Below are 26612 nucleotides of genomic sequence, written 5' to 3' on the forward strand. Positions count from 1 at the left end.
TCTTGCCGACTGTCTCTGGCGGCGCCGCGCCGTTCTCATCGACGGGGATGCGGAGGAGAACCGGGGTGACACCGCGACGGTGTGCCGGGTCATCCAGCGGCTGCGGCCGCTCCCGGTGATCGAGCCCCCCGCCCACCCGGCCGGTACCCGGCAACATCGCGGACGCCAGGGCCTGGTGGGACACCGCCCTGACCTCTGACGAACGGCTGAAACGCGAACGGCGGGGGCGTGAAGAGAGCGCCCCCGCCGTCGCGCGGCAGGTCAGAGTCGGAGCCGGTCCTTCACGGGCCGCCCGTCGGCCGACGTCAGAGCGACGTCGAGCCATCCGTAGGTCTCCTCCGGCAGCGTGACGTAATAGACGTCCCGTCCGGTCGTACCGGGCCCCAGCGTCCTGACGTACCTCCAGGACAACGCCTTGCCCTCGTGCGCGATCCCGGCCACTTTCGCGCCGGGGTCCGCCGCGATCATGACGTACCACTCGGCGAAACCGGTGCCCGGCCCCGCGAGCCGCGCGAGCCGCGAGCCCTTCGCGGGGGCCGCCTCTTCGGCATCACCGCAGACCACCTCGCGCGCCTGGCGGACCGATTCCTCCACCTGAGCGGTGCAGACCTCGTTCTTGGAGGTCTCCCACAGATAGAAGCGGTAGCCGGCCGCCTGCCGGGCCAGGCTCACCCCGGCACGGGTGACGGTCCCGTGCTCGGGCCCTGGCAGGCCACCGACGTACGACTGCCAGCCGTACTCATCGTCCGGTCCCGCCGTCGGTCCGCCATCGGGTGAGACGCCGGGTGAATTGCTCGGCGAGACACTCGGCGAGGTACTCGGCGAGGAGACCGTCGCGCGGGGCGAGTCGGCGGACGGCTCGCAGCCCACGAGCAGCACACCCACGAGCGCGAGCCCCGCCAGCAGGGCGGTCCTGGTGCTCAACATGCCGGCGACGAGCATGCCAAGGTCCGGAGGTTCACCATGTTCGGCGGGTCGCTCTTGAACACATGGGGTTCGTAGGAGTGCACCTCGAACGCCGTCCAGTTCTTCGTGCTGATCCTGCCTCCCTTGTGGTAGTACACGGTGGTGTACTGCTGCAGATAGCCGGCGGGCACGAGCCCCACGTGCTGGCCGGCCTTCCAGTCCACCTGCTTCGCCTGGGCGATCGTCGTGGTTCCCGCCTTGGAATCGGTGTCACCCCACTTGAAGCCCTTGGCGACCTTGGCGCCGACACCGACCTTGGCCTCGGCACCGGTACCGAGGAAGCCCGCCGTGACCGTGGTCTCGGCGTTCACGGAGAGCTCGAAGTCCCACGAGTCGGAGAACTCCTGGGTGGCCGACACCATGTCGGCGTAGGAATAGGTGAAGATCTCCCGGTACCCCGTGCTCACGGTCCTGACGTTCGCACCCGTCGAGTAGTCCGTCCAGCTCATCGTCCCGCCGTGCACCGTGTAGCTCTCGACCACATCGGCTCCTCCGTCCGGCACCACGACCCCCTTGGGGAGTTCCACCGGCTTCGCCGGCTTCAGGGGGACACAGCCGTCGCAGTAGTGGGGCGCGGCGTTGCTGCCGCCACCGCCGCCGCCACCGCCACCGCCGCTCGACGGCGTCACCTTCCCGGTCTTCGGGTTGTAGCCGACCGCTTCCTGCTCCTTCTTCGAGCAGTACTTCAGGTCGTACAGGCACGAGTTCGGAGGTGAGCCGATCTCCGTGCCCGCCGGGTCCGACAGCGTCACCGGGTTGTTGTTGCTGTAGACGTACGCGTTGTGCTGGCGCGGGTCGTCCGTGACGAACAGCGGGTCCACCGAGACGAAGCGGCCGAGCGCCGCGTCGTACTCGCGGGCGCCGAGGTGGACCAGGCCGGTCGCGGTGTCGTTCGTACCGCCGACGAAGCCCTTGTCGCCGGTCCAGCCGGCCGGCTGGGTGCCGCGCGGGGCGCCGAAGATCGTGGACTTGCGACGGGTGACCGTCTGGACCGCGTCCGCGGTGATCTGCGTCGTGCCCGTGCCGTGGTGGTCGGAGAGCGTGAACGTCAGCTTGCCGCCCGTCCGCACCGCGATGGTCCTGTCACCGGCGCCGTAGTATCGGGTTCCGGTGAGCACCCCCGCCTTGCTGAGGTGGAGTTCGTTGCCTCCGGGGAGGTACAGCGTGGTGCCGCCGGTGTCCTTCGCGACGACCCGCTGGCCCTCGGTGTCATAGATGTAGGACGCGGTCTCCGTCGTGCCCTCGGTCACGGAGCCGAGGTGCCCCTGCTCGTCCCAGTGCAGGGTCTGCTGGGCGGCGCCGCCGATCGTGCGGGTCTCGGTGTTGCCCGCGGCGTCGTAGGTGAAGTTCTCCTCGTGCGGTTCGGTGCCGGTCTGGGTGACCTTCGGCAGCATGTGGGTGCCCGCCGCCGGCGCCGCGTAGGTGCGCAGCGTGTCCGCGCTCGGCCCGGAGGACGTGGTGTGCCGGGTCTCCGCCGTGCGGTTGCCCAGCGCGTCGTACGCGTACGACGTCCAGTACGCGTCCTGGCCGCCGACCACGGAGGCCGAAGGCGCGGAGGCGCACGCCGCACCGGTGTTGGTCCAGGCCTCGGTGATCCGGGCCAGGGCGTCCAGCGCGAAGCACTGGGTGTCCGTGGTCCGGGCCGCGTCCTGGCCGAACGCGGTGGCGACGGAGGTGACGTTGCCGGACGGGTCGTAGCCGTAGCGGGTGTCCTCGACGCGCTGCGGAGCCGCGTCCCGGTCGGTGTACGTCTCGGTCAGTGCCCCGGTGTGGTCGTCGTAGACGTTGGAGACCATCACCTTCTGGCCGAAGGAGCCGAAGTCCTGCCGGACGGCCCGGCCGTAGTGGTCGTACGTGCTCGCGGAAAGGAGCGCGTCCGTCCCGGCACCCACCGTGGCGAGCAGACCCGCCACCGGGGTGTACGTGTTGGCGACCTTCTCCGCCGGCAGCCCGCCCATGGCCGGCTGCTGGGTCCACATCACCTGCCCGGTGTTGAGGTTGTAGGAGGTCGTCCACTTGTACGTGCCCGCCAGCGCGCCCTCCCGGGCCGGGACGGTCAGCTGGGTGAGCACGGGCTTGTAGAGGCTGTTGTAGGCGGTGACCGCCGACTCGTAGGCCTGGCCGTCCACCCAGCGGGTCGACTTCGACAGCTGGCCCTTGGCCACCGTGTCGTACTCCCAGGACGACAGGAGCGTGGTGCCCTTCTTCACGGCGGTCTTGCGACCGAGCTCGTCGTAGTCGGTGTGCAGGGTGATCAGGCGCGCGTCGGTGACGTCGACGGGGCGGTCGCCCACGTCGTAACCGGTCCTGACCGTTCCCTTGTCGGGGTCGTCGATCAGCGTCTGACGGCCGCGGACGTCGTAGCCGTACGACCACGCGGCACCGGACGGGTCGGTGAGCCGGTCGGCGCGCCCCTTCCGGTCGAAGCGGTAGAGCGTCGACTGGTACTGCGTACGTGCGGCGTCCTTGTACTGCCGCAGTTCGACGGTGCGGCCGAGCGCGTCGACGACCGCCGTGGTGGCGATGCCGCCCTTCGGCGGGACGACGGTGGTCGTGTCGCCGGTGTACGTGGTGGTGGTGCGCCGGGTCTCGTCGCCGAAGCGCCGGGCGACGACGGCCGTGACGCGGCCGGCGCCGTCGTACTCGGTGTCGGTGGACGCCGGATACTCCAGCTCCCGTCCGGTGACCAGGACGGGCTCGGCCGCACCGGTGGCGTAGTACGTGCCGGAGGCCCGCCAGACCTGGCCGCGGGTGTCGTAGAAGTTCTCGGTGACGAGACGGCCGGACTGGTCGGGCGAGGTCTGCTGGGTCTGCCGGTCCCGCAGCAGGCCGTCGTAGAAGGAGTAGGAGGTCTTGTACTTCGAGTCGTGGCTCAGGGACTTGGTGGTGACGACGATCGGGCCGTCGTTGCGCACCTGGTACTCGAAGACGAGGTTCGGGGAGTCGGGGTAGGTGACGGCCGAGCGGGTCGGCAGCCAGACCCTGGTCTTCCGGCCGAGCGCGTCGTACGCGGTCGTGGTGATCTTGCCGTTGGCGTCGCTCACCTGGGTCGGCAGACCGCGCAGCGGGTCCATCGTGGTGGTCGCCGCGTGCCCCCGCGGGTTGGTGACGAGAACGGACGTCGGCACCTCGCCGGTGGCCGGGGTGTACCTGGTCGTGGTGACCTTGCCGTAGGCGTCCGCCGCCGACAGACCGCGACCGTAGAGGTCGAAGTCCGCGACCGGGGTGCTGGACACGACGTCGTAGCCGGAGCCGGCGCCGTTGATGCGGTCGGTCTTGGTGACGTCGCCCTTGGCCGGTGCCGCGCCGAACGCGCCGCCGTCGTAGGAGGTGCGGACGTCGTCGATGACGTCGGCGGGCCGCGAGACGGTGCCGCCGCAGGGCACGGCGACGGTCTCGACGCGGCTGACCTTGTCGAGGATGTGGGCCGTGGTGTTACGGACGTAGCTGGTGGTGACGCACTTCTCGTCGCCGGTCTTCGTGGTGTCGCCGGTGGACGACTCGGTGGCGACCATGCCGTAGGAGTCGAAGGTGCGGGCGATCTCGGTGGTGCGGGTGCCGCCGGTGACCGTGGTGCGGGTCTGCTCCTTCTCCGTGCCCGTCCTGTACGACTCGAGCGCCGGCAGACCGGTGCGGGTCCGGGACGCGACGAGCGCGGAGCGCCACGGCGTGTAGGAGGTGGCGGTGACCGGCTTGGAGGTGTCGTCGCCGACGTACGTGACGGCCTCCCGCTTCAGGCCGGCGAACTGCTCGCGGTCCGTGACCCCGACGCCGGCCGAGTCGGTGACGCTCTTGCCGTCGAGACCGCGGAAGTAGCGGCTCTCGGTGAGGGTCCGCGGGTCTGAGCCGGCACCCGTGCGGGTCTGGACCCGCCCGTAGCCGCGGGACACGGAGTAGGTGCGGTCGTCGGCCTCGGTGATCTCGTCGGTGCTCTTGGTCCAGGCGGCACCGCCCGGATAGGAGTAGGTGGTCACCTTGTCCGGGGACTCGACGAGGTTGTCGCCCTCGACGACCTGGGTGGCCACATAGGAGTTGAACCAGTCGAGCTTGGCGTCGTAGCCCTCGTACGCCCACTTCACCGGGTAGCAGCGGGTGGTGTTGGTCGCGTCCGCGGCCGGGAGCGTGGTGACCGTGCAGTCCGGCTGGGAGTAGGTGACGCCGATGGTGCCGCCGGTCTCGGTGGTGATCTGGTAGAGCCGCAGTCGGATGAACGGCGCGAGGCCGTCACCGGTCTTGTCGACGCGATTGGCCTTCTGCTCGCCGGCGAACGTCACGGGCGGGAGCGCCACGCTCCCGCCCGCCTTGCCGGTGCGCTGGATCGACTTCAGCCACATCGGGGTGGAGATGCCGTCACCGGAGGCCGGGAAGTCCTGCGCGAGGGTCCAGGTGTCGACGTCCTTGAAGACACCGCCGGTGAGGACCTTCGTGGTGATGGACGTCAGCCGCTTGCGGGACCAGAAGGTGGGCGAGTAGTTGTCCTTGCACTCCACCCCGTCCTTGCAGTAGGCGTCGAAGGGGACGTCGGGCCAGTTCCCGGCGTTGGTCTCGTCGAAGGTGCCGCACGTGGTCAGGCAGCGATCGGTCACACCGAAGTCCACCTGCCCCATGGCCTTGCCGGTGTACACCGCACCGGAGCGCAGACCGTAGTCGATGTGGTCCAGCCAGCCGCCTCGGACGTACGGGGTGGCGGTGGAGTCACCGGTGGTCTCGGAGACGTTGCGGCCGTAGTTGTTCTTCTCCGTGTTCCAGTAGTACGCCATGGCGTTGCCGTGCGGGTCGACCACGTAGTCGAGCTGCCACCGCCAGGCCTGCTGGCACCAGCCGGCGGCGAAGCTCGCGTTGTAGCAGGGCTCGCCGGACTGGTTGCCGAACACCGGCATGGTCCAGGCGGAGTTGGTGACCGGGTCGTCGGCCGCGGTGCCGTGGTCGCTCCATCCGGGCAGCCGGTTCAGACCGAAGTAGTACTGGGTACCGTCGGTGGTGGTGACCTTCCAGTGCTCACCCTTGCCGTCGACACCGTCCGTGCCGCCGTCGCCATTGGTGGCGCCGGTCAGCTTCTCGACCTTCTCGCCGGAGTCGACCGCCGGGTGCCAGCCCTTGCCCGCCTCGTAGACGAGCTCGGTCGACTTGCCGCCCAGCGACAGGGTGGCGTTGTCGTTGAACCAGCACATGTCGCCGACGCGCGTGGTGTTGGTCGCATCGGTCTTGTCGTCGTTGCACGACTTGTAACGCCGCTCGATGAAGCCGGGCTCCCAGTTCCAGCCGTCGCCGATCCACGACGGCTGGTTGTTGGAGGCCGCGGTCCGGCCGTCCACCGACTGGGAGTTGTAGTCGAGGGAGATCGCCGGCTGTATGCCGCCCGGGACCTGGGGCACGTCGATCGGCTGGGACCAGGCGAAGGCCCCGGTCGACTCGCCCGCGCTCCACGTTCCGGAGGACTGGAGGCTGGTGGCCTTGTAGTCGCCGGAGGAGCTCTCGGAGCCCGCCGTCGCCGCCAGCACCGTCGCGCCCGACAGGGCGAGCGGCGCGGACAGGGTGCCCGCCCGCACATCGTTCGTGGTGGCCAGCGGCTTCTGGATCCGGCACGCGTCCTTCTCGGGCGTGGTCAGCGCACAGGCCGGCAGCTGCACCAGACGCAGGCGTGCCGCCCAGTCACCGCCGTAGGCGCCCTTGAAGGAGTTGTAGTCGACCTGGACCCGGGTCCGGGCCGGCTTCGTCGCCTTGTCGGACCGGCCCACCGACAGCAGCAGCCCGTCGACGCCCGCCCGACGGGCCGCCTGCCGCTCCGACACCCTGACCTCGACCTTGGTGGCGGTCGGTGCGGGGCCGGTCGTCCCGGCGTCCGTCAGCGCGATCCTGACCGGGAGGCCGCCCGCCTTGACGGCTTCGGGGGCGGCCTGCCGGGCGGCCGTCGCGCGGCGTGCCGGGGGCAGGCTCACCTCGGCGGAGCCGGCGCCCGGCCAGACGACCTCGGGGGCGCCCTTCCAGGAATGAGCCGACGCGGCGTCGGCCTTCTTCTTCGTGCCGCCGATGGGTGAATTCTTCACCGCAACAGGTTCGGGCTGATGCAGTCCCGGAAGAGGATTTATCTCTTCCGGATCCGCCGCCACGGCTTGCGCCGCAGGCAGTACGCCCATCGTGACCGCAACTGCCAGAGCAGCAGCGGAACCACGTATCCGTCTCACTCTCACACCTGACCTCTCGATGCCAAGCGAAAATGTCGCCGAACGCTAACAGTGCACCGGGAAATCCTGTCTGCCATTTGAGGTAGATCTGAGATCTCCGGTAATCAGAATTGCACTCGCAAAAATAAGGGCGGCTCGGAGCGCGACGCACTCCGAGCCGCCGTCACGTCACCCGTGAATCAGCGGGTTCAGTTCTGCTGCTCCATGAAGAGGGCTCGCTCGCGAGTCCAGCCTGTCGCGGCCGACCAGCTGCCCACCGGCGCGTTGAAGTCGCCGTCCGCCCGGGCCGTCCAGGTGAACATGCGGACACTGCCGTCGTCGTAGCCGTAGAAGGCGCCGAAATCGTCGCGTCCGTCACCGTTGTAGTCACCGGTGACGATCTTCATGTGATTCCGCCACCAGGCGCCGGCGCCCACGGTCCACGCCTCGTTCGTCGTGGTGAAGGTGCCGTTGGCGTTGCTCGGGAACGTCCAGATGCCGTCGTGACCGTCCGCGTAGTCGTACCAGGCGGCCAGATCGTCACGGCCGTCGCCGTTGAAGTCACCGGCGCTCATGCTCGTACGGGCCCAGTCACCCCAGTTGGTGGTGTACCACGAGGCCACCGGGACGAACTTGCCGTCGGCCGTGGCGCTGAACGTCCAGATCTTCTCGCTGCCGTCAGCGTAGCCGTAGAAGGCGGCGAGGTCGTCGCGTCCGTCACCGTTGAAGTCGCCGGTGACGGTCTTGGCACGGGACTGTGTCCAGCTGTTGAGGGCGGTCCAGTAGCTCACCGGGCTGTTGAAGCCGCCGGTGACGGCGCTCTTGAACACCCAGATGGTGTCGTGCAGGTCGGCGTAGTCGTACCAGACGGCCACATCGTCACGGCCGTCGCCGTTGAAGTCACCGCTGTACGGCGTCATCCGGCTGTAGGTCCACTTGCCCGGAGGCACGTTCCAGGACTTGAACGGCCAGTTGAACGTGCCGTCGCCCTTGCCGATGAAGGTCCACAGTGCGACGCTGCCGTCTCCGTAGCCGTAGAGGACCGCGACGTCACCGGTGCCGTCACCGTTGTAGTCACCGGTCAGGCGCTTCGTGTTCCCGGCGAACCAGTTGTCCGGCGACACGTTCCACGCGTACTTCGGAGCCTGGAAGGTGCCGTCCGAGTTGGTCGCGAACGTCCAGATGCCGTCGTGACCGTCGGCGTAGTCGTACCAGTTGCCCATGTCGCTGCGGCCGTCGGCGTTGTAGTCGTGCCGTAGCGAGGATCCGCTCGACCAGAGCGACTGGCTCTTCACATTGAAGACCACCAGGTCACCGCGGTCCTGGAGCATGGCGTAGCCGCCGGCGGCCGCGGTCTTCGTCTCCCAGGCGACGGTGACACCGTCGGCCTTGAGGACCACCAGGTCGCCGTCGTCCCGCATGTGCGCGGTGGCGCCGACGTTGCCCGCGGTCTTCGACTGCCACAGGACCTTGCCGGCCACGGACGTGACGACGAGGTTGCCGTCGTCCTGCATCGTCAGCTTGGCCGAACGGGAGCTGAGCGACTGCCCGGCCGCCAGGGTGGTGCCGGTGGGAATCCTCGCGCCGCCGACGATGCCGTCGATGACGAACGCCGCGCCGAAGGACTTGTTGTCCGTGCCGGGGACCTTGCCGTACCAGCCGAGCATCGTGTTGTCGGTCTTGCGGGCCCACAGGTCCGCCAGGCCGTCGCCCGTGACGTCGCCGACGGACCCGATCGCCGGGTACGCGTAGGCCTGGTAGCCGACCGCGATCTTCACGCGACCCGCCGTGTTGCCCCAGGTCGTCGGGTCGAGGTGCCCCTTCGGGCCCTTCTGGCCGTACGAGCGGTAGATGTCGCCCGTGGCGTTCTCGCGCATCCACAGGTCGGGGACCTTGTCGCCGTTGACGTCGCCCGGGGCGATCACGGTGAACCTGTCCCAGTCGCCTCCGCCCACGAGCACCGGAGCGCTGGTGTTGCCGAGGTCCAGGTCGTGCGTGGCCCGGTTGCCGTAGTAGGCCCACAGGAACTTGCCCTGCTTGACCAGCAGGTCCGGCTGGGAGTCGCCGTTGAGGTCGCCCGGTGCGACGATCTGCTCGGCGTTGTACCAGTGGTCGTCGCCGGTCCAGCTCTCGTCGTCGCCGAAGCAGCCGAGTTCCACGTCCACCACGGGGCAGGACACCGTCAGCTCGGTGCCGTCGCCGTTGATGACGCCGCGGCCGTTGTTGTCGTACGTCCACAGGCGCTTCTTCTTGGCGACGTCGTCGTACTCCAGCGCGACCAGGTCGTTGTAGCCGTCCTGCGTCCAGTCGCCGCGGGACTCGACGTCGGCGCCGGTGAAGTACCTGCCGCCGTTGGTGGCCGCGGCGAAGGTGGCGTTGCCCTGGCCCGCGTAGGTGAGCAGGGTGCCGTTGGAGTCGACGTTCCAGATGTCGCCGTTGTTGTCGCCGTTGAGGTCGGCCGGCAGGTCACGCGTCGCCGAACGCGTGGCGTAGTAGACGTACGTGGCGGTGTCGGACCGGTTGCCCGTCTTGTCCACGCTGTACGCGTAGACGAAGTGCGGGCCGTAGCCGGGCGGGGTCACGGACGCCGGGACTCCGGGCAGCGCGTCGTTGGGGTCCGGGTCGTAGTCGGTCCACCAGACGTAGTGGTCCACGTCGGTGACGCCGTTGGCGGCGAAGGCGAACTTGCCGGTCTCGCGGGCCTTGCCGGTCACCGCGGGCCAGCCGTTCTCACCGTTCGGGAACTGCTCGTTCACCGAGGTGATCACCGGCGGCCTGCTCGGCCGGGTGCGGTCGATCGAGAACTTGCAGGTGGCGGACCAGCCGGAGTAGGCGTTGTCCTGGTCCTTGGCCCGCGCCTTCCAGGTCCAGTTGCCGGTCGGCAGATCGGCGTCCGGGACCACCCAGGTGGTGACCTTTCCCTTGTTGGCGGGAAGGACCATCGTCTTCGTCGGCGTGGTGTCCCCGGCCTTGATCAGCTGGAACTCGGCGGTGAGGTTGCCGCCGTCCTTGTCGTCGAAGGTCGCGTACAGGCTGACGCGGGTGTTGCCGATCAGACCGCCGGACGCGCACGAGGTCCTGGGGTTGGTGCCCAGGCTCCTCGGGGTCTTCGGCGGGTTGTTGTACTTCGTCTCCAGGACCGCGGTCTTGGGGTCGAACTTCTTCCAGCCGAAGGTGTCGGTCTCGTCCGAGGCGTAGAGACCGAAGGTGATGTTCGACCAGCCCTTCGCGGCCGCCTCACGGATCTTCGCCGTCGTGTCGAACTCCAGGTTGCCGGCGGCGCAGTCCTTGCTCCAGCCCTTGGCGTCGTTGACGGTGTCGAGCGGGGCCGTGCCCTTCTTGCCGGGCTGGTTGTTCCACGTGGTCTTCTTCGAGATGGCCCCGGTGTGCCACAGCTCCACCGGACGGTCCTGGCACGACCAGGACCACGTGTTGCGGATCCGGAAGACCGAGCTCTTGATCTGCGCGTACCTGGTGTCGCTGGTGTCGAGCTGCACGAACGACCGGGAGACCCGGTTCGAGCCGCCGGACTCCGCCTCGTAGCCGACCCGGACCGGGTCCTTGGTGTTCCAGAACGAGGTGTTCGGGTACTGCTTGTAGACCCGGGTCCAGTTCTGCTTCTCGCCGAACGCCCACGACGGGTCGATGTAGACCGGGTACTGCGTGTCCGCGCCGGTCAGCAGCGCCTGGTCGGGCTTGATCTCCAGGGTGTCGCCGGTCACCGTGGTCGGCATCTGCGCGTCCTGCGCGCCCGGCGCGGGCTCGAACACGTCGGACGGCGCGGGGGCCTCGCCCTCGGTGAGGGCCGACGCGGTGAAGGCGGTGCGCGTCGCGGTGGCGGGCGCGGCACCGCCGCTCGTGGCGGAGGTGGAGTCCCACATCAGCGGGGAGGGGCTGGTGAAGACGGTCTGTCCGGCCGGGTTCACCGCGCTGACGCTGCCCGTGTCGGCGTCGGTGCTGACGGTGAGACCGACGGTGTCCAGCTTGTACTTGAGGGACGCCAGCTCGGGATTCTGGGCCGCTTCCGCGGTCTTGACCACGAGGAGCTGGGAGAAGCCCTCGATCTCGGCCTTGAGCTGGAGGTCGACCCCGGGCAGGACCTCGGCGTACGTCGCCACGTTCTCCGCAAGGGTGGGGGCGGGCAGCGGCTTGGGCCAGGTCAGCGAGAGGGTCCGGCCGTCCTTGACGCCGGTGAGCAGCGGACCGGTGCCGCCGCCGGAGAACGTCACGTCGACGGTCGACGCCTTGGGGGCGACCGCCCCCGTCGGGGTGACGGCCAGGGTGGCGTCCGTGGGGACCCAGGCCCCGTCCTTCAGCAGCCGCACCGGGGTTCCGTATCGCTTCACGGACCAGGTTCCGTCCGGCAGCGCCCAGGTGTCGGTGGACTCCGTGCGGGCCGAGACCAGCTCGTAGGGCTGGGCGGTGGCCGCGGCCTGCTCGAGCGCGAAGTCCTCCTCGCTCTTCGAGCCGTCGGCGACGGGGTCGGAGGTGGTCACGGCGGCTGCCGTGGGCGCCAGACCGGGCAGCGCAAGAAGACCGGTGGCAGAAATTGCAGCTGCAAGCACAAGGGACATTCCGCGCACCGTCCCACTGCGCCTTCTTGGTCTGGCGTGATGCGGTCTTATCTCAAACACGTATGCCTCTCAAGGTTCGATAAACGACCTGGGCTCTGCGCGTCCAGAGTGGCAGCTCGGACTCGTCAACTCATCGCTGTTGAGCATAAATTGAGCTGCGGTCCGACTCCTCCGTCAAGATCTGCTTTGCCCGGTTTCCATTTCTGGGCGCCTTTTGAATCCCATTCAGCCCAGGACGGGACGTCCCGCCGAGAACTTCGAATTCGGTGGGCAGATGGTGAGAGCGGCTGTCATGGTGTCCCGCGTACTCGCGTACTCGCGTACTCGCGTAGTCGTGGGCGTTCCGCCTGGTCGGCCCCCGTACCAACGCCCCAGGAGCGCGCAGCAGGTCAGTGGGACGGGTTCCCGGGTGCCGAGGCATGAGTGGGCGCGGGCCTCCCGGCGAACGCCGAGTTCACGAGCTTGCGCCTGAAGTTCACTTCTTCTCCTGGTCAGAGAGTGCTCAGCACCGACGGTGCTCGCGCGGCGGCCCCCATCATTCCGGCCCTCGGGCCCCCTTTCTATGCCGAGATAGTGCAGATAATCAGCAGCGCTCATACGCCCGTTGTCCTGCATCGGCCGCTCTCGGGGCGATCTTGGCGCCGGTAGGCTCGGTGGGCATGACACGGGTTGCGGTGGTGGGTGTGGGGGCGGTCGGCGGCGTCGTGGCCGCGGGTCTGGTGTCGGCCGGGCGGGTGGGGGTGACCGCCTGTGTGCGTTCGCCGCTGGGCGGGTTGCGCGTCGTACGGCCCGACGGGTCGGCCCTGGAGACGTCGGTTCCCGAGGTGACCGACCCCGCCGAGGTGGCGGTGGTGGAGTGGGTCGTGCTGGCGACCAAGGCCCATCAAACGGCCGCGGCGGGCCCGTGGCTCAGCCGGCTGTGCGGTGCGGGCACCCGGGTCGTGGTGCTGCAGAACGGCGTGGAGCACCGTGAGCGCGTCGCGCCGCTGGTCGGCGCCGCCCGCGTCCTTCCCGCCGTGGTGGAGATCTCGGCCGAATCGCGGAGCCGCGGTCACACAAGGCTGTTCGGCCGGCCACGGCTCACCGTGCCCGAGGGGGATGACGGCGCCGACTTCGCCGACCTGTGCCAGGGCAGCGGGATCGAGGTCACGACAGTCGACGACTTCGTCACCGCCGCCTGGGCGAAACTGTGCCTCAACGCGGCGAACGGCGCCGTCACCGCGCTGACGATGCAACGGATGCCGGTCTTCACCGGTGCGCGCATCGCCCAGCTGGGCCGGGCGCTTGTGGAGGAGGCGCGGCAGGTGGCCGCCGCGTCGGGCGCGCGCCTTCCCGATGACCTGGCCGACCAGGTCATCGCCCGGTTGCGAGCCATGCCGCCGGAGTCCGGCAGCAGCATGCTGTGGGACCGCCTGGCAGGCCGGGAGATGGAGTACGACGCCCGCAACGGCGCCGTGGTGCGCGCGGGCGCCCGCCTCGGCATCCCCACCCCGTACAACGAGACCGTCACCGCACTGCTGGAAGCCGTGAGCGCACCGGGGACCGCTTCATAGCGCCCCCTGCCCGAGGGGAGGAACCCGTTCATGACTTCGACCCACGATCCCTTGGCATCTCCCCCTGCGTTCGGCGCACGTCGCCGTCACACACGGCATCCCGTTTTCGCCGTGGGACTCGTCGTACAGGTCCGCTTCGCCCCCGTCCTCCGCCCGGATCCGGGAGAAGCCCTCCTCCGGACCGCCCGCCACCACGTAAGCCTCCGTCACCTGCCGAAACAGTTCGGCGGTGAGGGGGAGCAGGCCTCCTCGACACCGTCGTCACCCGCACACTCACCACGATCCCCGCAGAGAGAGGCGCGCTGCCTTGCCCCACGAAAAGGAACACCAGCGGGAGCACCTGAGAAGGGAATCCCGGGTGCGCGGCATGATGCTCGGCCTGGCGCTCGGGGACACCCTGGGAGCGGCCCGGGGCAGGCTGCAGGCTGACGGTCCGCTGCGGGCCGGCGTCAGCACACAACTGGCCTGCTTCACCGCCGAGGGCATCATCCGTGCGCAGGTGCGCGGAAACCACAAGGGGATCTGCTACGCGCCGGGGGTGGTCCTGCACGGCTACTGCCGGTGGGCCTTCCTGCAGGGCATCGAGGCGGAGAAGATGCGCCGCCGCTGGGCTTCATCCGGCGGCGCGGTGTGGCCGGACGGCTGGCTCGCGGGTGTGCCCGCGCTCGCCGAGCGACGCGGTAGCGCACCGGCGACCGTGACGGCCCTGGCCCGGATCGAGGAAGGCCTGGAGCGGATGGCCACCACGAGCCGAGGCTGTCACGCACTGACCCGGACTCTTCCGGTCGCGGTCACCGGGATCGGAGGGATCGCCCAGGCCGGCGCGCTCGCCGCCCTCACGCACGGCGACACGGCCGCGCAGGCCGCCACCGTCCATGCCGCCGTGCTGGCCCACCACTGCGGAACGCGGCCCGTCTCCCCATGCCGGCGGATCCGCCCGGGAAGCGTTGCGCGCGGGGATCACCGCCCTTCCGTCCGTCGCTCGGCGCATCACCCACGACGAGCACAGCCGTCTCTCGGCGGCATTCCGGCACGCCGTCGACCAGCCGGCGGACGCGGGACGGCTCGCACAGCTCGCGCCGGATGCCACCGCGCCCTCGACGCTGCTCGGCGGCCTCTACGCAGCCGCCTCCTTCCCCGACCGCGCCGAGTTCCGCGCCGCACTGGAATTCGCGGCGGGCGCACCGGACGGCGACTCTGTCGCCTGCGTGGCCGGCGCGCTGCTCGGCGCCGTGCACGGGGTCGAGGCACTGCCCGTCGACCTGGTCAGCCGTCACGAACTGGCGTGGGTCCTCGACACCCTCGCCCGCGACCTGCTGATGGAGCTCGCGGACTCACCCAGCGGCAGCGAGTACGTCCAGGGGTGGGATCCGCACTGGTGGCACCGCTATCCCGGCTGGTGACGGTTCGCCGAAGGGGCTGCGCGTCACGCAGAGGAGGTCTGCGACGGACCCGTCCCGCTTCGTACTGCGCGGGTGGTCTGTTCGGGGGTGCTCAGGGTGTCGGTTCCGCGGCGTCCTCGGTGGCCGGCCGTCGCGGCCGGTCCCCTCGATGGCCCCGGCCGGGGGACCAGCACCGCCCCGTCCTCGTAGACCTGTGCCAATGCGGTGGCGTCGCCGCTGTTGCACCGCTCGGCGAACACCGCGGGCACCTCTTCGGGTCGATCGGCCAGTTCTCGCATGATCGACAGACGTCCTTCCGTGCCGGGAGAATCGAGTGCTCCACACGCTAGGACGCGATCTCGTGGCTCACCGAACGGTTGGTCACCCGGCAGGGCTGCCCGACGACCCCCACGCGAATGTCACGGCGCCCACTCCCTCCTGCCCGGTGCAGATCACGCTGGCGACCCTGCGCCGACGCTGGACGACGCTCGTGGTTCGTGAGCTGCTGCGCGGCGACCGCTCCTACAGCGAACTGCGCCTGGCCCTGCTCACGCTGTCGGACAAGGTGCTGTCCGACCGGCTGGCGCAGCTCGGCGAAGCCGGAGTCGTCGAGCGCGACCGGCGCCCGGGCTGGCCGCCCCGAGTCCGTTACGCGCTCACCCCGCGAGGGCGCCGCCTCGGCCCGGTCCTCCAAGCCCTGTGGGACTGGGGAGCGGAGGACCCGAGCTGAGACGACCCGCGCGGCCGGCACCCCGTCTTCGTGCAGGGCGACAAGCGGGTAAGCGGGTCGTGGCGGGGCAGAAGGTCTCGCCCGCCGGGCAGCTGATTTCGGGAGTCGGTGCGAATCCCCTTGCTCAATGGTCAAGAATCGTTGACCATTAGCCGCATGCCTACTGACGATCTTCCCGAGACGTTTCACGTCACCACGGACGAGCAGTTGCGCGCCGTCTCCAATCTCACGCGTCACCGGATCATGGCCGTGCTGCGCTTCGAGCCATCGACGATCACGCAGATCGCCGAGCGGGTCGGCCTGGCGAAGGGGTCTTCCAGCTACCACGTGCGGCTGCTGGAGCGGGCCGGCCTGGTGAGGGTGGTGCGGACGCGGAAGGTGCGGGGCGTCACCGAGCGGTACTACGCGATGGCCGCGCGGGCGATCGTGCTGCCGGATCCGGGCGAGGGAGGCCCGGATGTGCTGATGCGGCATGCGGTGGCGGATCTGGAGGCGTCGCCGGCGGATGGCGAGCGCCATGTGGGGATGGCGCATCTGCGCCTCACCGAGGAGCAGTTCGCGCAGTTGGGGGAGCGGTTGCAGGCTCTGGCGGACGAGTATCGGGCGCTGTCCGATCCGTCGCTGCCGGACGCCTCGCTCGTCTTCGCGCTGTTCCGTCCGGCATCGCGTGTGCAGGCCGAAGGGGACGCCAAGTGACCGAGTACGTACGGGAGTTGCCGACCGGCTTCGGGCGACTGTGGGCCGCGCAGACGATCTCCTCGCTCGGTGACGGGGTGACACATGCCGCGCTGCCGCTGCTCGCGCTGACGCTGACGCGGGATCCGATGGCACTCGCCGTCGTCACGGCCGCGGGGACGCTGCCGTGGTTGCTGTTCGGGGTGCTCGGCGGTGCACTGGTGGACCGCTCGGACCGCCGGCGCACCATGTGGGTCACGGACGCGGCGCGTGCGGTGCTGCTCGCGATACCCGCGGCGGCAGCCGTGCTCGACGTGCTGAGCATTCCCCTGCTCGCCGCCGTCGCCTTTCTCCTCGGCCTCGGCGGACTCTTCTTCGACACCGCCGCCACGGCTTACCTGCCGGATCTGGTCGGCCGCGACCCCGCGCTCCTGGAGCGCGCCAACTCCCGTCTGCGCGGCGCCCAGACCGCCATGTCCGGTTTCGCCGGGCCGCCCGCGGGCAGTGCGCTGCTCGCGCTCGGGCGGGCGGTACCGCTGCTCGCCGACGCGGTCTCGTTCGCGCTCTCCGCACTGCTCGTACGGTCGCTGCCCGCCATGCCCCGGCCTGTGCCGGAGGCCCGTGAGTCACTGCTGCGGCAGGCGCGGGCCGGGGCCTCGTACGTCTTCCGGGACCGGCTGCTGCTCGGGCTCGCGCTCCGCCCGGCCGTCGGGAACATCGCCTTCCTCGCCGTGGAGACCGTCCTCGCCCTCTTCGCGTACGACCACCTCGGCATCGGTGCCTTCGGCTTCGGCCTGCTCCTCGCGGCGGAGGCCGCCGGCGGCCTGCTCGGCGCGGGCATCGCCTCCTTCCTCGGCCGCCGACTCGGCACCGGCACCGCACTGACCTGCACAGCCGCCGTCGAGGGGCTCGCCATCCTGGGCCTGGCCGCCGCCCCGAACCCGTATGTGGCCGGCCTCGCGCTCGCCGTCTGCGGGGCCGCCATGGGCGCCACCATGGTGCTCGGACCGTCCCTGAGACAGGTCATCGTCCCGGCCCACCTCATGGGCCGCGTCGCCTCCACCTCCCGCATGCTGGCCATGTGCGCCGCCCCCGTCGGGGCCTTCCTCGGCGGCTGGCTGGCCACCACCTACGACATCCGCACCCCGCTCTACGCCGCCGCCGTACTCCTCCTGGCGATGACGGCCGTCACGGCATCCATGACCAGCAACCGCCGGGTCGAAGCGGCGCTGCGTGCCGCCACCCCGGCCGGCGGCCCAGACCACCACCCGGCCCCCGACGATCCCGCCCGCCCCGCCCAGGCGAGTGCACCCGACGTGTTGTGAAGCCTGCCGCGACGTCCCACAACACGTCGGGCGCCCGGCCCCCGCGGGCTGCTGCAGTCAGGCGGCACTTGGACGGTGCCCGAACCGGCCGCCCGGCTCGGGTCGAAGAGCGCACCGTGCGCCGGTACGTGGCTCAGCTGATCGCCCTCGACGCGCCCGTGGAATCCGCGCGCGGCCGCTACGGCGGGTATCGGGGCCGGCCCCCCGGACACCGCCTTGCCCTCGCTTGCAGGAGGTGCTCAACACCGACAAGGGTCTGCGCGGCGGGCGGCGACGATGTCACGAACCCGGAGGTGGTGAAGCCGCGACGTGCCGGCCCACGACCGCCCGGCCGCCCTGCGCCTGACCTGACGTGCACGCATCGCTCTATAGTCACCCGGGGCCACAATCGTCCGGGGGATCGGAACACATGCGACGCACAAGATCACTGCTCACGGTCGTTCTCCTGAGCGCCGTCGGAGTGTTGCTGCTCGGTGCCTGCGGAACGCTGCGGGCCGGTTCCGGCGACGCGGCGACTCCGACGGAGCCGGCGCGCTGGCAGACGTTCGCGCCGTTCAGGGTGACCGCGGCCCGCCTTGCCGACGACTCGCGCACACTCAGCGTCGACGCCGAGGTGCCCGGCGGCGGGAAGACGTGCGCGCGTGACCTGAAAGCGGTCGTCACCGACACCTCGGACCGCACCGTGTGGGTGCAGGTGACGTTCTCCGCCTTGACGCGCGACGGCGCTCAGAGCACCGACTGCCGCACGACCGCGACGGCCACGGCGACGGTGCGGCTGCCGTCCCCGCTCGGCCACCGCGAACTCGCCACGGACACCCACACGGTGTTCACCGCGGACGGCGCCCGCCTGCCCGACCTGCGCCTGTGCGGCGAACTCGGCTGCCACCCCGAGCCCGTCGGCTGCACTCCTGCTTCGTACGACCAGGCGGTCATGGCCCTCGACGTGCCGAACCACACCTACCGCGGCGAGGAGCACTGCGACGGGAAGTGGCTGGTGTTCGACGTCTCCTCGCGCATGGGCCCGGCCTGCCCCGAGGGCGCGGGTCCCGGCTGCGGGGCGAGCATCGGTGACCGCTGGTTCTTCCGGGCCGAGAAGTCGGAGTGGAAGCCGATCGCCCGTGGCACGAGGGGCGGATGCGCCGATGTCCACCGCATCGAGCCCGCCTTTCCGTCCGCCCTGTGCTCCGAACTTCCTCCGCTCAAGCGGTCGAACGAGGGCCGGTAGCGAAAACGCTGGTGGCAGCCAGCCGTTGGGGGCCGGGGCCAGCACGGTCGCCTCGTGGCGGACGGCGCGTTCGGCGTACCGCATGGCGACCGAGCGGTGCCCACGAGCACGGGGGAGTGGATCGCCGGATTGGAATGGCCTCGGGCGCGCCTACGGCTGGGTCACCCAGGATGGCTTCCCTGTGCCCGTGGGCCACGGGCTCGGCTGTCCTGCGTCGGAGCGCTGCCCGGCCTTGGCGGCGGGGCCCGGGTCGACGGGCCGCCCGGGCAGCAGAGCCAAGAGCCCGGCCGGGGAAGGGCGCCCCCGGCCGGGCCGGCACGGTGTCAGCTCTTGGGGCACTCCTTCCACGCGAGGTGGTAGACGGTGCTGATGTCACCGTCGGTGGAGTCCATGGTCATGTAGCTGGTGGTGGCCGGGTCGGACGTGCCGGCGTTCACGCGGAGCTCGGTGTTGATGTTGAAGTTCCGTTGCACGCCGCAGGGCGCCCACACGAGCTGTGCCCAGTCGGTGTCGTCGGTGGCCTGCCAGTTGTCCTCGTACGGACCTCGGAAGGTGTGCGTCCGGGACGCGGTGCTCGGCGAACCCTGGAAGTAGTACGAGGCCTTCTCCGTACTGCTCGCTCCGCGCTGGAGAGACGCGTAGCCACGGTAGTCGGCGCTCGCGATCGCGTAGGTGAACCCCTGCGGCACATGCACCAGCAGGTTGAGCTGGCAGTTCCTGCGGGCTGCCGTGGGGGAGGAGCTGCCGCCCGCCTGCGCCAGGTACTCGCTGTAGGTGACGGTGAAGGCGGTGTTGTCCTCGGACACGGCGATGGCGGCGCTCCCCAGGGGACAGCCGGAGCCGTTCACCGTGGCGATGTCGATGACGATCCTGTCCGGGGGCGGATCGGCGATCGACGACGGGCTTGCCTGCGCGGGCAGGACCGAGGCGAACAGAGCGATGATCGCTCCGCTCACCAGTGAGGCGATTCTCATGGTTCTCCCATCCGGTGCTTCGGTGCCGGGCGAGCGCGGGCGCACGGGGGCGTCCGGTCGAGGGCTGGGGGGTGCGGCGCGCCACAGGGTCGGGCGGCCGTCACGGACCTACTGCGGTGGATCGACACGCTCTCGGTGCGGAGAGGGTGGTGCAGCCGACAACGGTTGGACCGTCATGTGCACGGCATGGCATCCCGGGGTGGCCCCGCCGGTACGGGCGGGAGCGATTGAATGCTAGAGGCCCGGGCGCGCACGAGCAGGACGCAGCCCAGCCAACAACCGCCCCGCGAACGGCCCTTCCTCTGGCTCGGAACATCCGGTGGTGCCGCCCGCGCAGGCCGAGAGGCCCGTGAGGATCTCGCCCTGAGCGTCTTCGTGCACCACTGCGGGCCGCACCCGGACGCCGGCTCCCGCCTGTATGGCTGGTTGCCTGGCACCGCGCACCTCGACCACCACTGGTGTTGACGAGCCCTGTCTGACCCGACACACAGGCTGTCGCCAGGGAACGCAGATCAGGAGGCGTCTTCGGCCTCCCCATCACCACAGCCCCCCACACCACCGCGACCCGTCGGGGGGCGCAACCCGCACCCTCGACCGCCTCCTGCGCCTCGCAGGCGACGTGCGGATGCCCCGGACCGGCATCGGTGAGTGTCGGCGGCGCCTGGGAGCATGCTGAGCCATGGACGAAGCGCTGAGGATTCTGGAGCACGAGTTCCGCAACGAACCGGGGAGTTTCCTTCTGCGGCTGCGATGCGATCTTGTCTGGGACCGAGATGCCTTTTCGCGTCTTGAGAGTGCTGCGCGTGCGGTCTGCGAGCGTCTCGAAGATGCTGAAACGCTCCCCAGATGGCTTGCAGTGGGCTATTACCAGCTGGCCACTGAGGTACCGGCCTGGACGAGCCACCCCGACTTTCCACGACCGGAGCCGCGTGAGTACTACGACGCCTGCATCGAGCGGCTGACCGACCTCGCGGATTGGTTCTTCCATGGATGGCACGCCTACACGGAGCCCCATGAATGGACGGAACTGTAGCCTCCTGCTCCCCACCGTCGCGGGCATGGCCCGCGACGGCGCCCGGGGGCGTCCGACTGCGTCGGCCTGCCGCCCGCTGCGGTCCGTGGCCGGCGAGCGCCTCGGGCTTGTCAACACTCAGTGTGGTGAGGCGGGTCCTGGGCCCTGAACAGGCGTGGCAGCGGGGCAGCGGGGTTCGTATGATCCATGATGGGACGGGGCTCGTAGCGCAGTGGTCGTCGCGCCTTCACCGCATGTAGGAGGACGCCGGTTCGAATCCGGTCGACCCCGTCCTGTCTCTTCCACAGCACCTTTCTCCGACCTTCGCATACGCCCAAACCGTGGCTCAGCGTCCCGGCACAGAAGCCGTGCCAGAACCGCCGGAAGTGAACGAAGCCACTGGCCCTGCCTCGGTGTGCGGGTGATGCGGCGCCGGATGCCTCTTGAGAATGCCCGGCGGGGAGTGGCGGGAGTCAGTACCGGACGGCGCGGGTGGCGGTGCCGGTCAGCGCATCAGTTCCCCGGCGTTGACCAGCAGCGACTGCCCGGTGATCGCCCGCGCCCGGTCCGAGGCCAGGAAGGCCGCCGCCTGCGCCACGTCTCCGTCCGTCGCCAGCTCCGGCAGCGCCATCCGCTCGGTCAGCCGGGCCAGCACCTGGGCCTCCGGCACCTGCTCGGTGTGCGCCGTGAACTGCACGTACGCCTGTACCGGCGGCCCCCACATCCAGCCCGGCAGTACCGTGTTGACCCGGATCCGGTGCGGCCCCAGCTCGCGGGCCAGCGAGTACATCGCCGAGGTCAGCGCCCCCTTCGACGCCGCGTACGCCGCTTGACGCACCTGCGAGGGCGCTGCCACCGCCGACTGCGTGCCGATCAGGACCACCGAGCCGCCCTGCTCCTTCAGAGCGGGCAGACAGGCCCGGGTCATCCGCAGCGTGCCGAGCAGGTTGACGTCCAGGACGCCCTGCCAGGTCGCGAAGTCCGCGTCCTCCAGGCCGCCGAAGTAGGAGTCCCAGGCGGCGACGTGGACCACCGCGTCGATCCCGCCGAAGCGTTCGACGGCGAGCGCGGCGAGCGCCTCGCACTGGGCCTCGTCGGTGATGTCCGTGACCCGGTACGCGGTGCGGCGCCCCTCCGGGTCGATCTCCGCCGCGGACTTGGCGAGGTTGGCCTCGGTGCGGGCGCCGAGCACGGCGTTCCCCCCGTCCCGTACCACCGCCTCCACGATCCGGTGCCCGAGCCCGGCACCCACCCCCGAAACGACGACCGTCTTTCCCTGGAGCAGCATCCGGACCCTCCTCGACCCTGGCCATCTATCTGACGGCCCGTCAGAGTAGAAGTCCGTCGACGACAAGGGAAGACCTGGGAAGGGGTACGGGAGTGAGCGAGGAGACCCACAGCGAGACGTACGCGGAGCTGGCCGCCGTCGGTCCGTACGGCGTGCGTCCCGGCCACGCGCTGATCACCATGGTGGAGCCGCATCCGGGCCACGAGTACGCGTACAACCGCTGGTACGAGGACGACCACTACTACGCCGGCGCGATGGCCATGCCCTGGATGTACGCCGGGCGGCGCTGGGTCGCCACCCGCGAACTCCAGGAACTGCGCTACCCCGAGAAGTCCGCGGTCGCCCAGCCGGTCACCGCGGGCGCCTACATCTCCACGTACTGGATCACCGAGGGCCGCTACGCCGACCACATGAAGTGGACGGTCGGGATCAACAAGCGGCTGAACCGCGACGCCCGGGTCCACCAGGCCCGGACCCACGTCTTCACGTCCTTCCAGGACCACGAAGCCACCGTCTACCGCGACGGCGCCGCCGGCCCCAGGGACTTCCACGCCCTGGACCACCCGTACCGCGGGCTCGTCCTGCAGGTGATCGACGCCGAGGACGCGGAGAAGCGGGCCGAGCTCCTGGAGTGGCTGCGCTCCCGGGAACTTCCCCGCCGGCTCGCGGGCTCCCCGGCGGCGATGGTGACCGTCTTCCGGCCGACCCCGCTCCCCGGCGACCGGATGACCTATGTGAAGCAGGTCGAGGGCGTCGACACCCGGCTCACGCTGCTCTGGTTCCTGGAGGCGGACCCACGCGAGTGCTGGCAGGCGCACTTCACCGGGCTCGACGCGGACGGGCTCGGCCGCGTCGAGCTGGTGGCCCCGTTCATCCCGACGGTGCCGGGGACCGACCGGTACGTGGACGAGCTCAGGTGACGCGTCGGGGGCAAGGCCGGGCCCCCTCGACCCGGACGGCGGACCGGTCGAGGCCGCTCCTCGGGGGAGGTGCCCTTGGACGTACTTCCGCTGAGACCGGACCTCGAGGACCTTCTCCTCCAGCCGGACGAGAACGCCCGCCTCCTCGAACGTGCACAGGACGCGCGGAAGGAATCGGCGAACCGCCCGTACTCCTCCGCTTCCGTCAGCGCCGGCGACTCGTCGAACCCAGGGCTGCACCGCTTCGAACGTCGGCGTGGGAACGAACCGACCGTTCAGCCATGGAAGGCGGCCTCGTCGATCACCATGTCGCCGAGGAGTCGTCCTGCCGCATCAGTCGCCAGACGCCGCCCTGCTGCCCAACCTGCGGGAGCGGGAGGTCACCTTCGTGGACGACGGCGTCCTGGCGGTGCCGGACGCGGCGGGAGTCTTCGCCGGGTGTGGCATCGAAACCGACTGAGCCCCGGTCGGTACGGAATCGGTGTCATGGGCGAGGAGGAGGCAAGGAGGACACCGGCATGAGACGACCGGGGCTGTCCGGGATCGGTTGCGGGTTATGGCCGCGTTGCGCGGTGTCAGCATCCACCAGCTTCTTGAGGGCGGCCGTCGCCCGCGGCGGACAACCGTGCTGACACCTGGCTTCCCGCTTGCTCGCGGTACTGATCACGGACAGCCAGGAGGTCGCCGCGACGCTTGAGCGGCGGGCCCATCGATCGACGTGTCTGGGCAGGCTTCGTGCGCGGGACCCGGTCCGTGCACCGTCGACAACCGGCCCTGCGGGGGAGACTCGCGAAACCTCCTCTGGCTGGGTCGGTCGCGGCCCGCCGCGGGCCTTGGGGCAGTCATGCGGCGGGGCCTACGGCCGTCTCGGTTCCGGGGTCAGGCGCGCCACACCTCGGCCGCGGCGAGGAACGCCGACGACGACGGACGGTCCGGAGTTCCTCCCAGACTGATCTCGCCCGGCTGGACACGGCCGTCGACGCGTGCTCGGGCTCGTCCGCACGGGCCGAACACCAGGCTCAGGCTGTGATCCACGCCGGCCAGCGGAAACCGGTCGGTGGCGAAGGCGCGCCGGTCGAGCACCTCGGCCATGCGCACCTCGATGCCTCCGCCCCGGGCCTGCAGCCCGGACGCGAGGTCGAGCCGAACCTGGACCGCGGACCGTTGGAACCGGGGTGCGGACCAGGGCAGACCGTCGAGTTCGGGGAAATGGCGGACGAAGTGATCGGCCAGCCAGAGCGCGAGGCGCGGATCTTCCCCGACGGCCCTCACCCCGTCCGGCCGCCAGAGCACGATGGCATTCCCCGAGCCATGTGTGGACCACTCCACCTGCCAGATGGAGATGTAGGCCGTGCACGAGCCTGACCTGTCGAAGAGCTGGAGGCCGGGGTTTGCGCCGACCAGAATCGGCTTGCGCAGTGCGGGATCGTTGTCCGCAGCGTCGCCGACGGCCGAAGCCGGGGTGGCGGTGGCCAGGAGCCCCATCGCGCCGAGGGCGGTGCCCATGCGCACGATGCCGCGTCGGCTGACGGCTGCGGCAGGCCGGTCGTGGTCGGAGTCGGTACGTGTTCGTTCGGAGCTCAAGGCGCCTCCTCGGTCGTGGCCACACGGTTGCGGATCACCATCCGGTGGGGGCGGCGTTGGCTTCCATGCATTCGAGGCCCTTCGAATCCATCGGCCCGTCCCGGCGACGATGGGACACTCTCGGGATGGCGATGAGGGTGCGGCTGGACGCACGGGCTTGGAGCAGGTCACGGTTTGCCACGTCTGCGGCCATGGAGGTTCTCGGTGTGCTGCGGCATCGCGGCCGACATCCGGCCGCTCACGCGCGGGAGTGGCATGCTCGTGCCCGGCGGGCTCTCCCGCCGGGGCAGCTGGCGCTGCTGGAGGCTCTGGTGCCCGCCGATCACAGCTACGCCCCGGACTTCCTGACACCCGTGCCGCGCCACGGCGAGTCGATGCGGGAGGTGGCTGCCCGTATCGCGGCGACCCCGGGCGAGGAGGTCGACTACCAGCTCGACATCGCGATCCGCGGCCGGCGTGTGTGGCCCCACGTCCTCGCGCTGCATCGCAGCGGGGCAACCTACGAGCGGTGGAGGCGACCGATGCCCCCGGCGCTTGCGAGGGTGGCACGCCACGGCGGTGCCGCTGTGGCGACTGCTGCCGCCACAGCGATGGCGACCCTGTTCGAGTCCGTACTGGCGCCGGACTGGCCACGGGTCCGAGCGGTCCTGGATGCCGACATCAGCAACCGTGCCGACCGGATGGCCGCGCACGGCGCGGCGGCGGTGCTCGACGATCTCGGCGAGCGGATGCGCTGGACCGGCGCCGAGCTCGTACTGGAGCGCCCCTACTCCGGGATCATCGACTGGGCTGACGAAGGGGTGCTCTTCGTGCCGGCCACGACGCTGGTCGGCCCGGTGCTGTTCGCTGCCGAACGTCCCCACCCGCCGGTGCTGATCTATCGGGCGCGCGGCATCGGCGCTCTCGGGGAGCGCCCGGCGGGCGCGGCGGAATCGGCTCTGACGGGACTCGTGGGCGTGACCAGGGCCGCACTGCTGACCACGCTCGACGTGCCCGCGTCCACGGTCGAGTTGAGCCGGAGGACCGGCTGGAGCAGCGCGACCGTGTCGTACCACCTGGGCATTCTGCTGCGGGCGGGACTGGTCGAACGAAACCGCCGCGGTCGCGTCGTCCGATATACAAGGACCGGCCTCGGGACGGCGCTCGCGACATCATCGGCGCAGGAGCAGGCATCCCGTGCCGCGCAGCCGCCATCTGCGATCTGCACCGACAGTTCGACGGCGCCCGCCGAAAACCGCCGATCCGGCATACCGGGCCGACGCCAGTGCTCCGTCAAGCAAGATTCGGCCCCTGTTGACGACCCCTGTCCGGACGAACTTCGTGGCCGGCGATGAGTTTCCCCGTCTGCCTCCGTCTTATCTGGTGAACACCATGGAAGCGGAGGCATCGGGTGAGCAAGTCCACCCGCATCACACCGGGGGTCACGGTCGGGATTCGCGTCACCGACCAGCAGAGAGCCGTCGAGTTCTACGACGGTGAGCTCGGCTTCGAAGTACGCCGGGACGTGCCCTTCGGCGGCGGGCACTGGACCGAGGTGGCACTGCCCGGGGCGACGACTGTCGCGCTCCTTTCCGAAGGAGTCCGGATCGGCATCCGTCTTATGACAAGGGACGCCGACGCCTGCCACGCGGACCTACCCGCACGCGGCGTCGATGCGGATGCGGAGGTCGTCGGACGGGACCCGCAGCGCCGCCCATGTCTGCTGTGCGCGACTCTGCTGTGCGCGACCCGGACGGTATCAGCCTCATCCTTATCGAAAGCTCGTGAACAGGAGGCATCCCTGATGGACAAGCAGTTCACCGCGACCCTGCAGAAGAGCCCGAACAAGGGCGGCTGGACCTACCTCGTGTGGCCCGAGTCGGCCGAGTTCTTCGGCACCCGCGGCCTGGTGAAGGTCCGGGGCACGATCGACGGGTATCCGTTCCAAAGCTCGTTCATGGCCCTGGGGGACGGCACGCACAAGCTGCCGGTGAAGGCGGACGTGCGCAAGGCGATCGGCAAGGAGGCAGGGGACACCGTGACCGTCCACCTGGAGGAGCGGGTGGACACCTGACATCCGGCGTTGCCCCATTCGTCCAAGGCGGCGGGTTGAGTGTGGTCAGAAGCCGAAGGAGTTGTGCGGTTCGGGGTCGGTGGAGAACATTCGGGCTTACTTCGCTTTGACGGACATCGGAGATCAGGGGCTTGGGCCCCGGAAGGATGATGTTCATCATGGAGAGCATGGGGAAGAGGAAGGCGCG

16 protein-coding genes, 1 tRNA gene and 1 pseudogene are annotated in these 26612 nt (G+C 70.1%); 12 read left to right on the forward strand and 6 right to left on the reverse strand.

Going from position 1 to position 26612, the window contains the following annotated elements; translation table 11 throughout:
• Nucleotides 1–261 precede the first annotated feature (261 nt).
• From AB0M18_RS21125 to AB0M18_RS21135, 3 genes are all read right to left on the reverse strand, one after another.
• Entirely contained in the window at nucleotides 262–927 is a 666-nt protein-coding gene (locus tag AB0M18_RS21125; protein ID WP_365760154.1) for a hypothetical protein, read from the reverse strand.
• Nucleotides 921–7013 (reverse strand): RHS repeat-associated core domain-containing protein, encoded by a 6093-nt coding sequence (locus tag AB0M18_RS21130; protein WP_365760156.1) that lies wholly within the window; start codon nucleotides 7011–7013, stop codon nucleotides 921–923. Before AB0M18_RS21130 ends, AB0M18_RS21125 begins: the two co-directional genes overlap by 7 nt.
• Nucleotides 7014–7339: 326 nt before the next feature.
• Complete coding sequence (locus AB0M18_RS21135; protein ID WP_365760158.1) at nucleotides 7340–11626, reverse strand: FG-GAP-like repeat-containing protein; 4287 nt, start codon at nucleotides 11624–11626, stop codon at nucleotides 7340–7342.
• A 737-nt stretch (nucleotides 11627–12363) separates the two neighbouring features.
• Here AB0M18_RS21135 and AB0M18_RS21140 point away from each other — a divergent pair.
• The 6 genes from AB0M18_RS21140 (at nucleotide 12364) to AB0M18_RS21165 (ending at nucleotide 18594) form a co-directional block, all read left to right on the forward strand.
• Nucleotides 12364–13257, forward strand: a complete 894-nt coding sequence (locus AB0M18_RS21140; RefSeq protein ID WP_365760160.1) for a 2-dehydropantoate 2-reductase — start codon at nucleotides 12364–12366, stop codon at nucleotides 13255–13257.
• A 947-nt stretch (nucleotides 13258–14204) separates the two neighbouring features.
• The gene (locus AB0M18_RS21145; protein ID WP_365760162.1) at nucleotides 14205–14660 is read left to right on the forward strand and encodes an ADP-ribosylglycohydrolase family protein; all 456 of its coding nucleotides are present in this window, start codon (nucleotides 14205–14207) and stop codon (nucleotides 14658–14660) included.
• Nucleotides 14661–15084: 424 nt separating this feature from the next.
• Nucleotides 15085–15369 carry a helix-turn-helix domain-containing protein gene (locus AB0M18_RS21150; protein WP_365760164.1) on the forward strand — a complete coding sequence of 95 codons (285 nt, stop codon included), beginning with the start codon at nucleotides 15085–15087 and terminating at the stop codon, nucleotides 15367–15369.
• 156 nt (nucleotides 15370–15525) lie between these two features.
• On the forward strand, nucleotides 15526–16065 hold the full coding sequence (locus tag AB0M18_RS21155; RefSeq protein ID WP_365760166.1) for a helix-turn-helix domain-containing protein: 540 nt from the start codon (nucleotides 15526–15528) through the stop codon (nucleotides 16063–16065).
• Complete coding sequence (locus AB0M18_RS21160) at nucleotides 16062–17369, forward strand: MFS transporter (RefSeq protein WP_365760168.1); 1308 nt, start codon at nucleotides 16062–16064, stop codon at nucleotides 17367–17369. Before AB0M18_RS21155 ends, AB0M18_RS21160 begins: the two co-directional genes overlap by 4 nt.
• Before the next feature lie 409 nt (nucleotides 17370–17778).
• Nucleotides 17779–18594, forward strand: a complete 816-nt coding sequence (locus AB0M18_RS21165; protein WP_365760170.1) for a hypothetical protein — start codon at nucleotides 17779–17781, stop codon at nucleotides 18592–18594.
• Nucleotides 18595–18917: 323 nt separating this feature from the next.
• Here the strand turns inward: AB0M18_RS21165 and AB0M18_RS21170 are convergent, their stop codons facing one another.
• Nucleotides 18918–19568: a DUF4360 domain-containing protein gene (locus AB0M18_RS21170; RefSeq protein WP_365760172.1), complete on the reverse strand. Its 651-nt coding sequence runs from the start codon at nucleotides 19566–19568 to the stop codon at nucleotides 18918–18920.
• A gap of 679 nt (nucleotides 19569–20247) precedes the next feature.
• On the opposite strand from AB0M18_RS21170, the gene AB0M18_RS21175 reads away from it, so the two are divergent.
• Nucleotides 20248–20601 (forward strand): hypothetical protein, encoded by a 354-nt coding sequence (locus AB0M18_RS21175; protein ID WP_365760174.1) that lies wholly within the window; start codon nucleotides 20248–20250, stop codon nucleotides 20599–20601.
• A gap of 196 nt (nucleotides 20602–20797) precedes the next feature.
• Nucleotides 20798–20871 (forward strand) — tRNA-Ala (locus tag AB0M18_RS21180).
• A gap of 214 nt (nucleotides 20872–21085) precedes the next feature.
• On the opposite strand, the gene AB0M18_RS21185 is transcribed toward AB0M18_RS21180, so the two are convergent.
• Complete coding sequence (locus AB0M18_RS21185) at nucleotides 21086–21868, reverse strand: SDR family oxidoreductase (RefSeq protein WP_365760176.1); 783 nt, start codon at nucleotides 21866–21868, stop codon at nucleotides 21086–21088.
• A 92-nt stretch (nucleotides 21869–21960) separates the two neighbouring features.
• Here AB0M18_RS21185 and AB0M18_RS21190 point away from each other — a divergent pair, with 92 nt between their 5' ends.
• A complete protein-coding gene (locus tag AB0M18_RS21190) occupies nucleotides 21961–22788 on the forward strand; it encodes a hypothetical protein (RefSeq protein WP_365760178.1) in 828 nt (275 codons plus the stop codon).
• 879 nt (nucleotides 22789–23667) lie between these two features.
• On the opposite strand, the gene AB0M18_RS21195 is transcribed toward AB0M18_RS21190, so the two are convergent.
• Nucleotides 23668–24294: a hypothetical protein gene (locus tag AB0M18_RS21195; RefSeq protein ID WP_365760180.1), complete on the reverse strand. Its 627-nt coding sequence runs from the start codon at nucleotides 24292–24294 to the stop codon at nucleotides 23668–23670.
• Between the two features lie 389 nt (nucleotides 24295–24683).
• Between AB0M18_RS21195 and AB0M18_RS21200 the strand changes: the two genes are divergently transcribed.
• The 3 genes and pseudogenes from AB0M18_RS21200 (at nucleotide 24684) to AB0M18_RS21210 (ending at nucleotide 26425) form a co-directional block, all read left to right on the forward strand.
• Nucleotides 24684–25706 carry a winged helix-turn-helix domain-containing protein gene (locus AB0M18_RS21200; RefSeq protein ID WP_365760181.1) on the forward strand — a complete coding sequence of 341 codons (1023 nt, stop codon included), beginning with the start codon at nucleotides 24684–24686 and terminating at the stop codon, nucleotides 25704–25706.
• Nucleotides 25707–25762: 56 nt separating this feature from the next.
• A pseudogene (locus AB0M18_RS21205) lies at nucleotides 25763–25882 on the forward strand (VOC family protein); the annotation flags it as partial.
• 273 nt (nucleotides 25883–26155) lie between these two features.
• The gene (locus AB0M18_RS21210) at nucleotides 26156–26425 is read left to right on the forward strand and encodes a DUF1905 domain-containing protein (protein ID WP_365760203.1); all 270 of its coding nucleotides are present in this window, start codon (nucleotides 26156–26158) and stop codon (nucleotides 26423–26425) included.
• Nucleotides 26426–26612 lie beyond the last annotated feature (187 nt).

This window comes from Streptomyces sp. NPDC051909 (genome assembly GCF_040681095.1).
Lineage (GTDB): Bacteria > Actinomycetota > Actinomycetes > Streptomycetales > Streptomycetaceae > Streptomyces.

Bases quoted from the DNA above. Each gene is read 5' to 3' on its own strand.
- AB0M18_RS21125 (WP_365760154.1), bottom strand. From the start codon at position 927: ATGTTGAGCACCAGGACCGCCCTGCTGGCGGGGCTCGCGCTCGTGGGT.
- AB0M18_RS21170 (WP_365760172.1), bottom strand. From the start codon at position 19,568: ATGAGAATCGCCTCACTGGTGAGCGGAGCGATCATCGCTCTGTTCGCC.
- AB0M18_RS21210 (WP_365760203.1), top strand. From the start codon at position 26,156: ATGGACAAGCAGTTCACCGCGACCCTGCAGAAGAGCCCGAACAAGGGC.
- AB0M18_RS21155 (WP_365760166.1), top strand. From the start codon at position 15,526: ATGCCTACTGACGATCTTCCCGAGACGTTTCACGTCACCACGGACGAG.
- AB0M18_RS21140 (WP_365760160.1), top strand. From the start codon at position 12,364: ATGACACGGGTTGCGGTGGTGGGTGTGGGGGCGGTCGGCGGCGTCGTG.
- AB0M18_RS21175 (WP_365760174.1), top strand. From the start codon at position 20,248: ATGGACGAAGCGCTGAGGATTCTGGAGCACGAGTTCCGCAACGAACCG.
- AB0M18_RS21185 (WP_365760176.1), bottom strand. From the start codon at position 21,868: ATGCTGCTCCAGGGAAAGACGGTCGTCGTTTCGGGGGTGGGTGCCGGG.
- AB0M18_RS21165 (WP_365760170.1), top strand. From the start codon at position 17,779: ATGCGACGCACAAGATCACTGCTCACGGTCGTTCTCCTGAGCGCCGTC.
- AB0M18_RS21195 (WP_365760180.1), bottom strand. From the start codon at position 24,294: ATGGGCACCGCCCTCGGCGCGATGGGGCTCCTGGCCACCGCCACCCCG.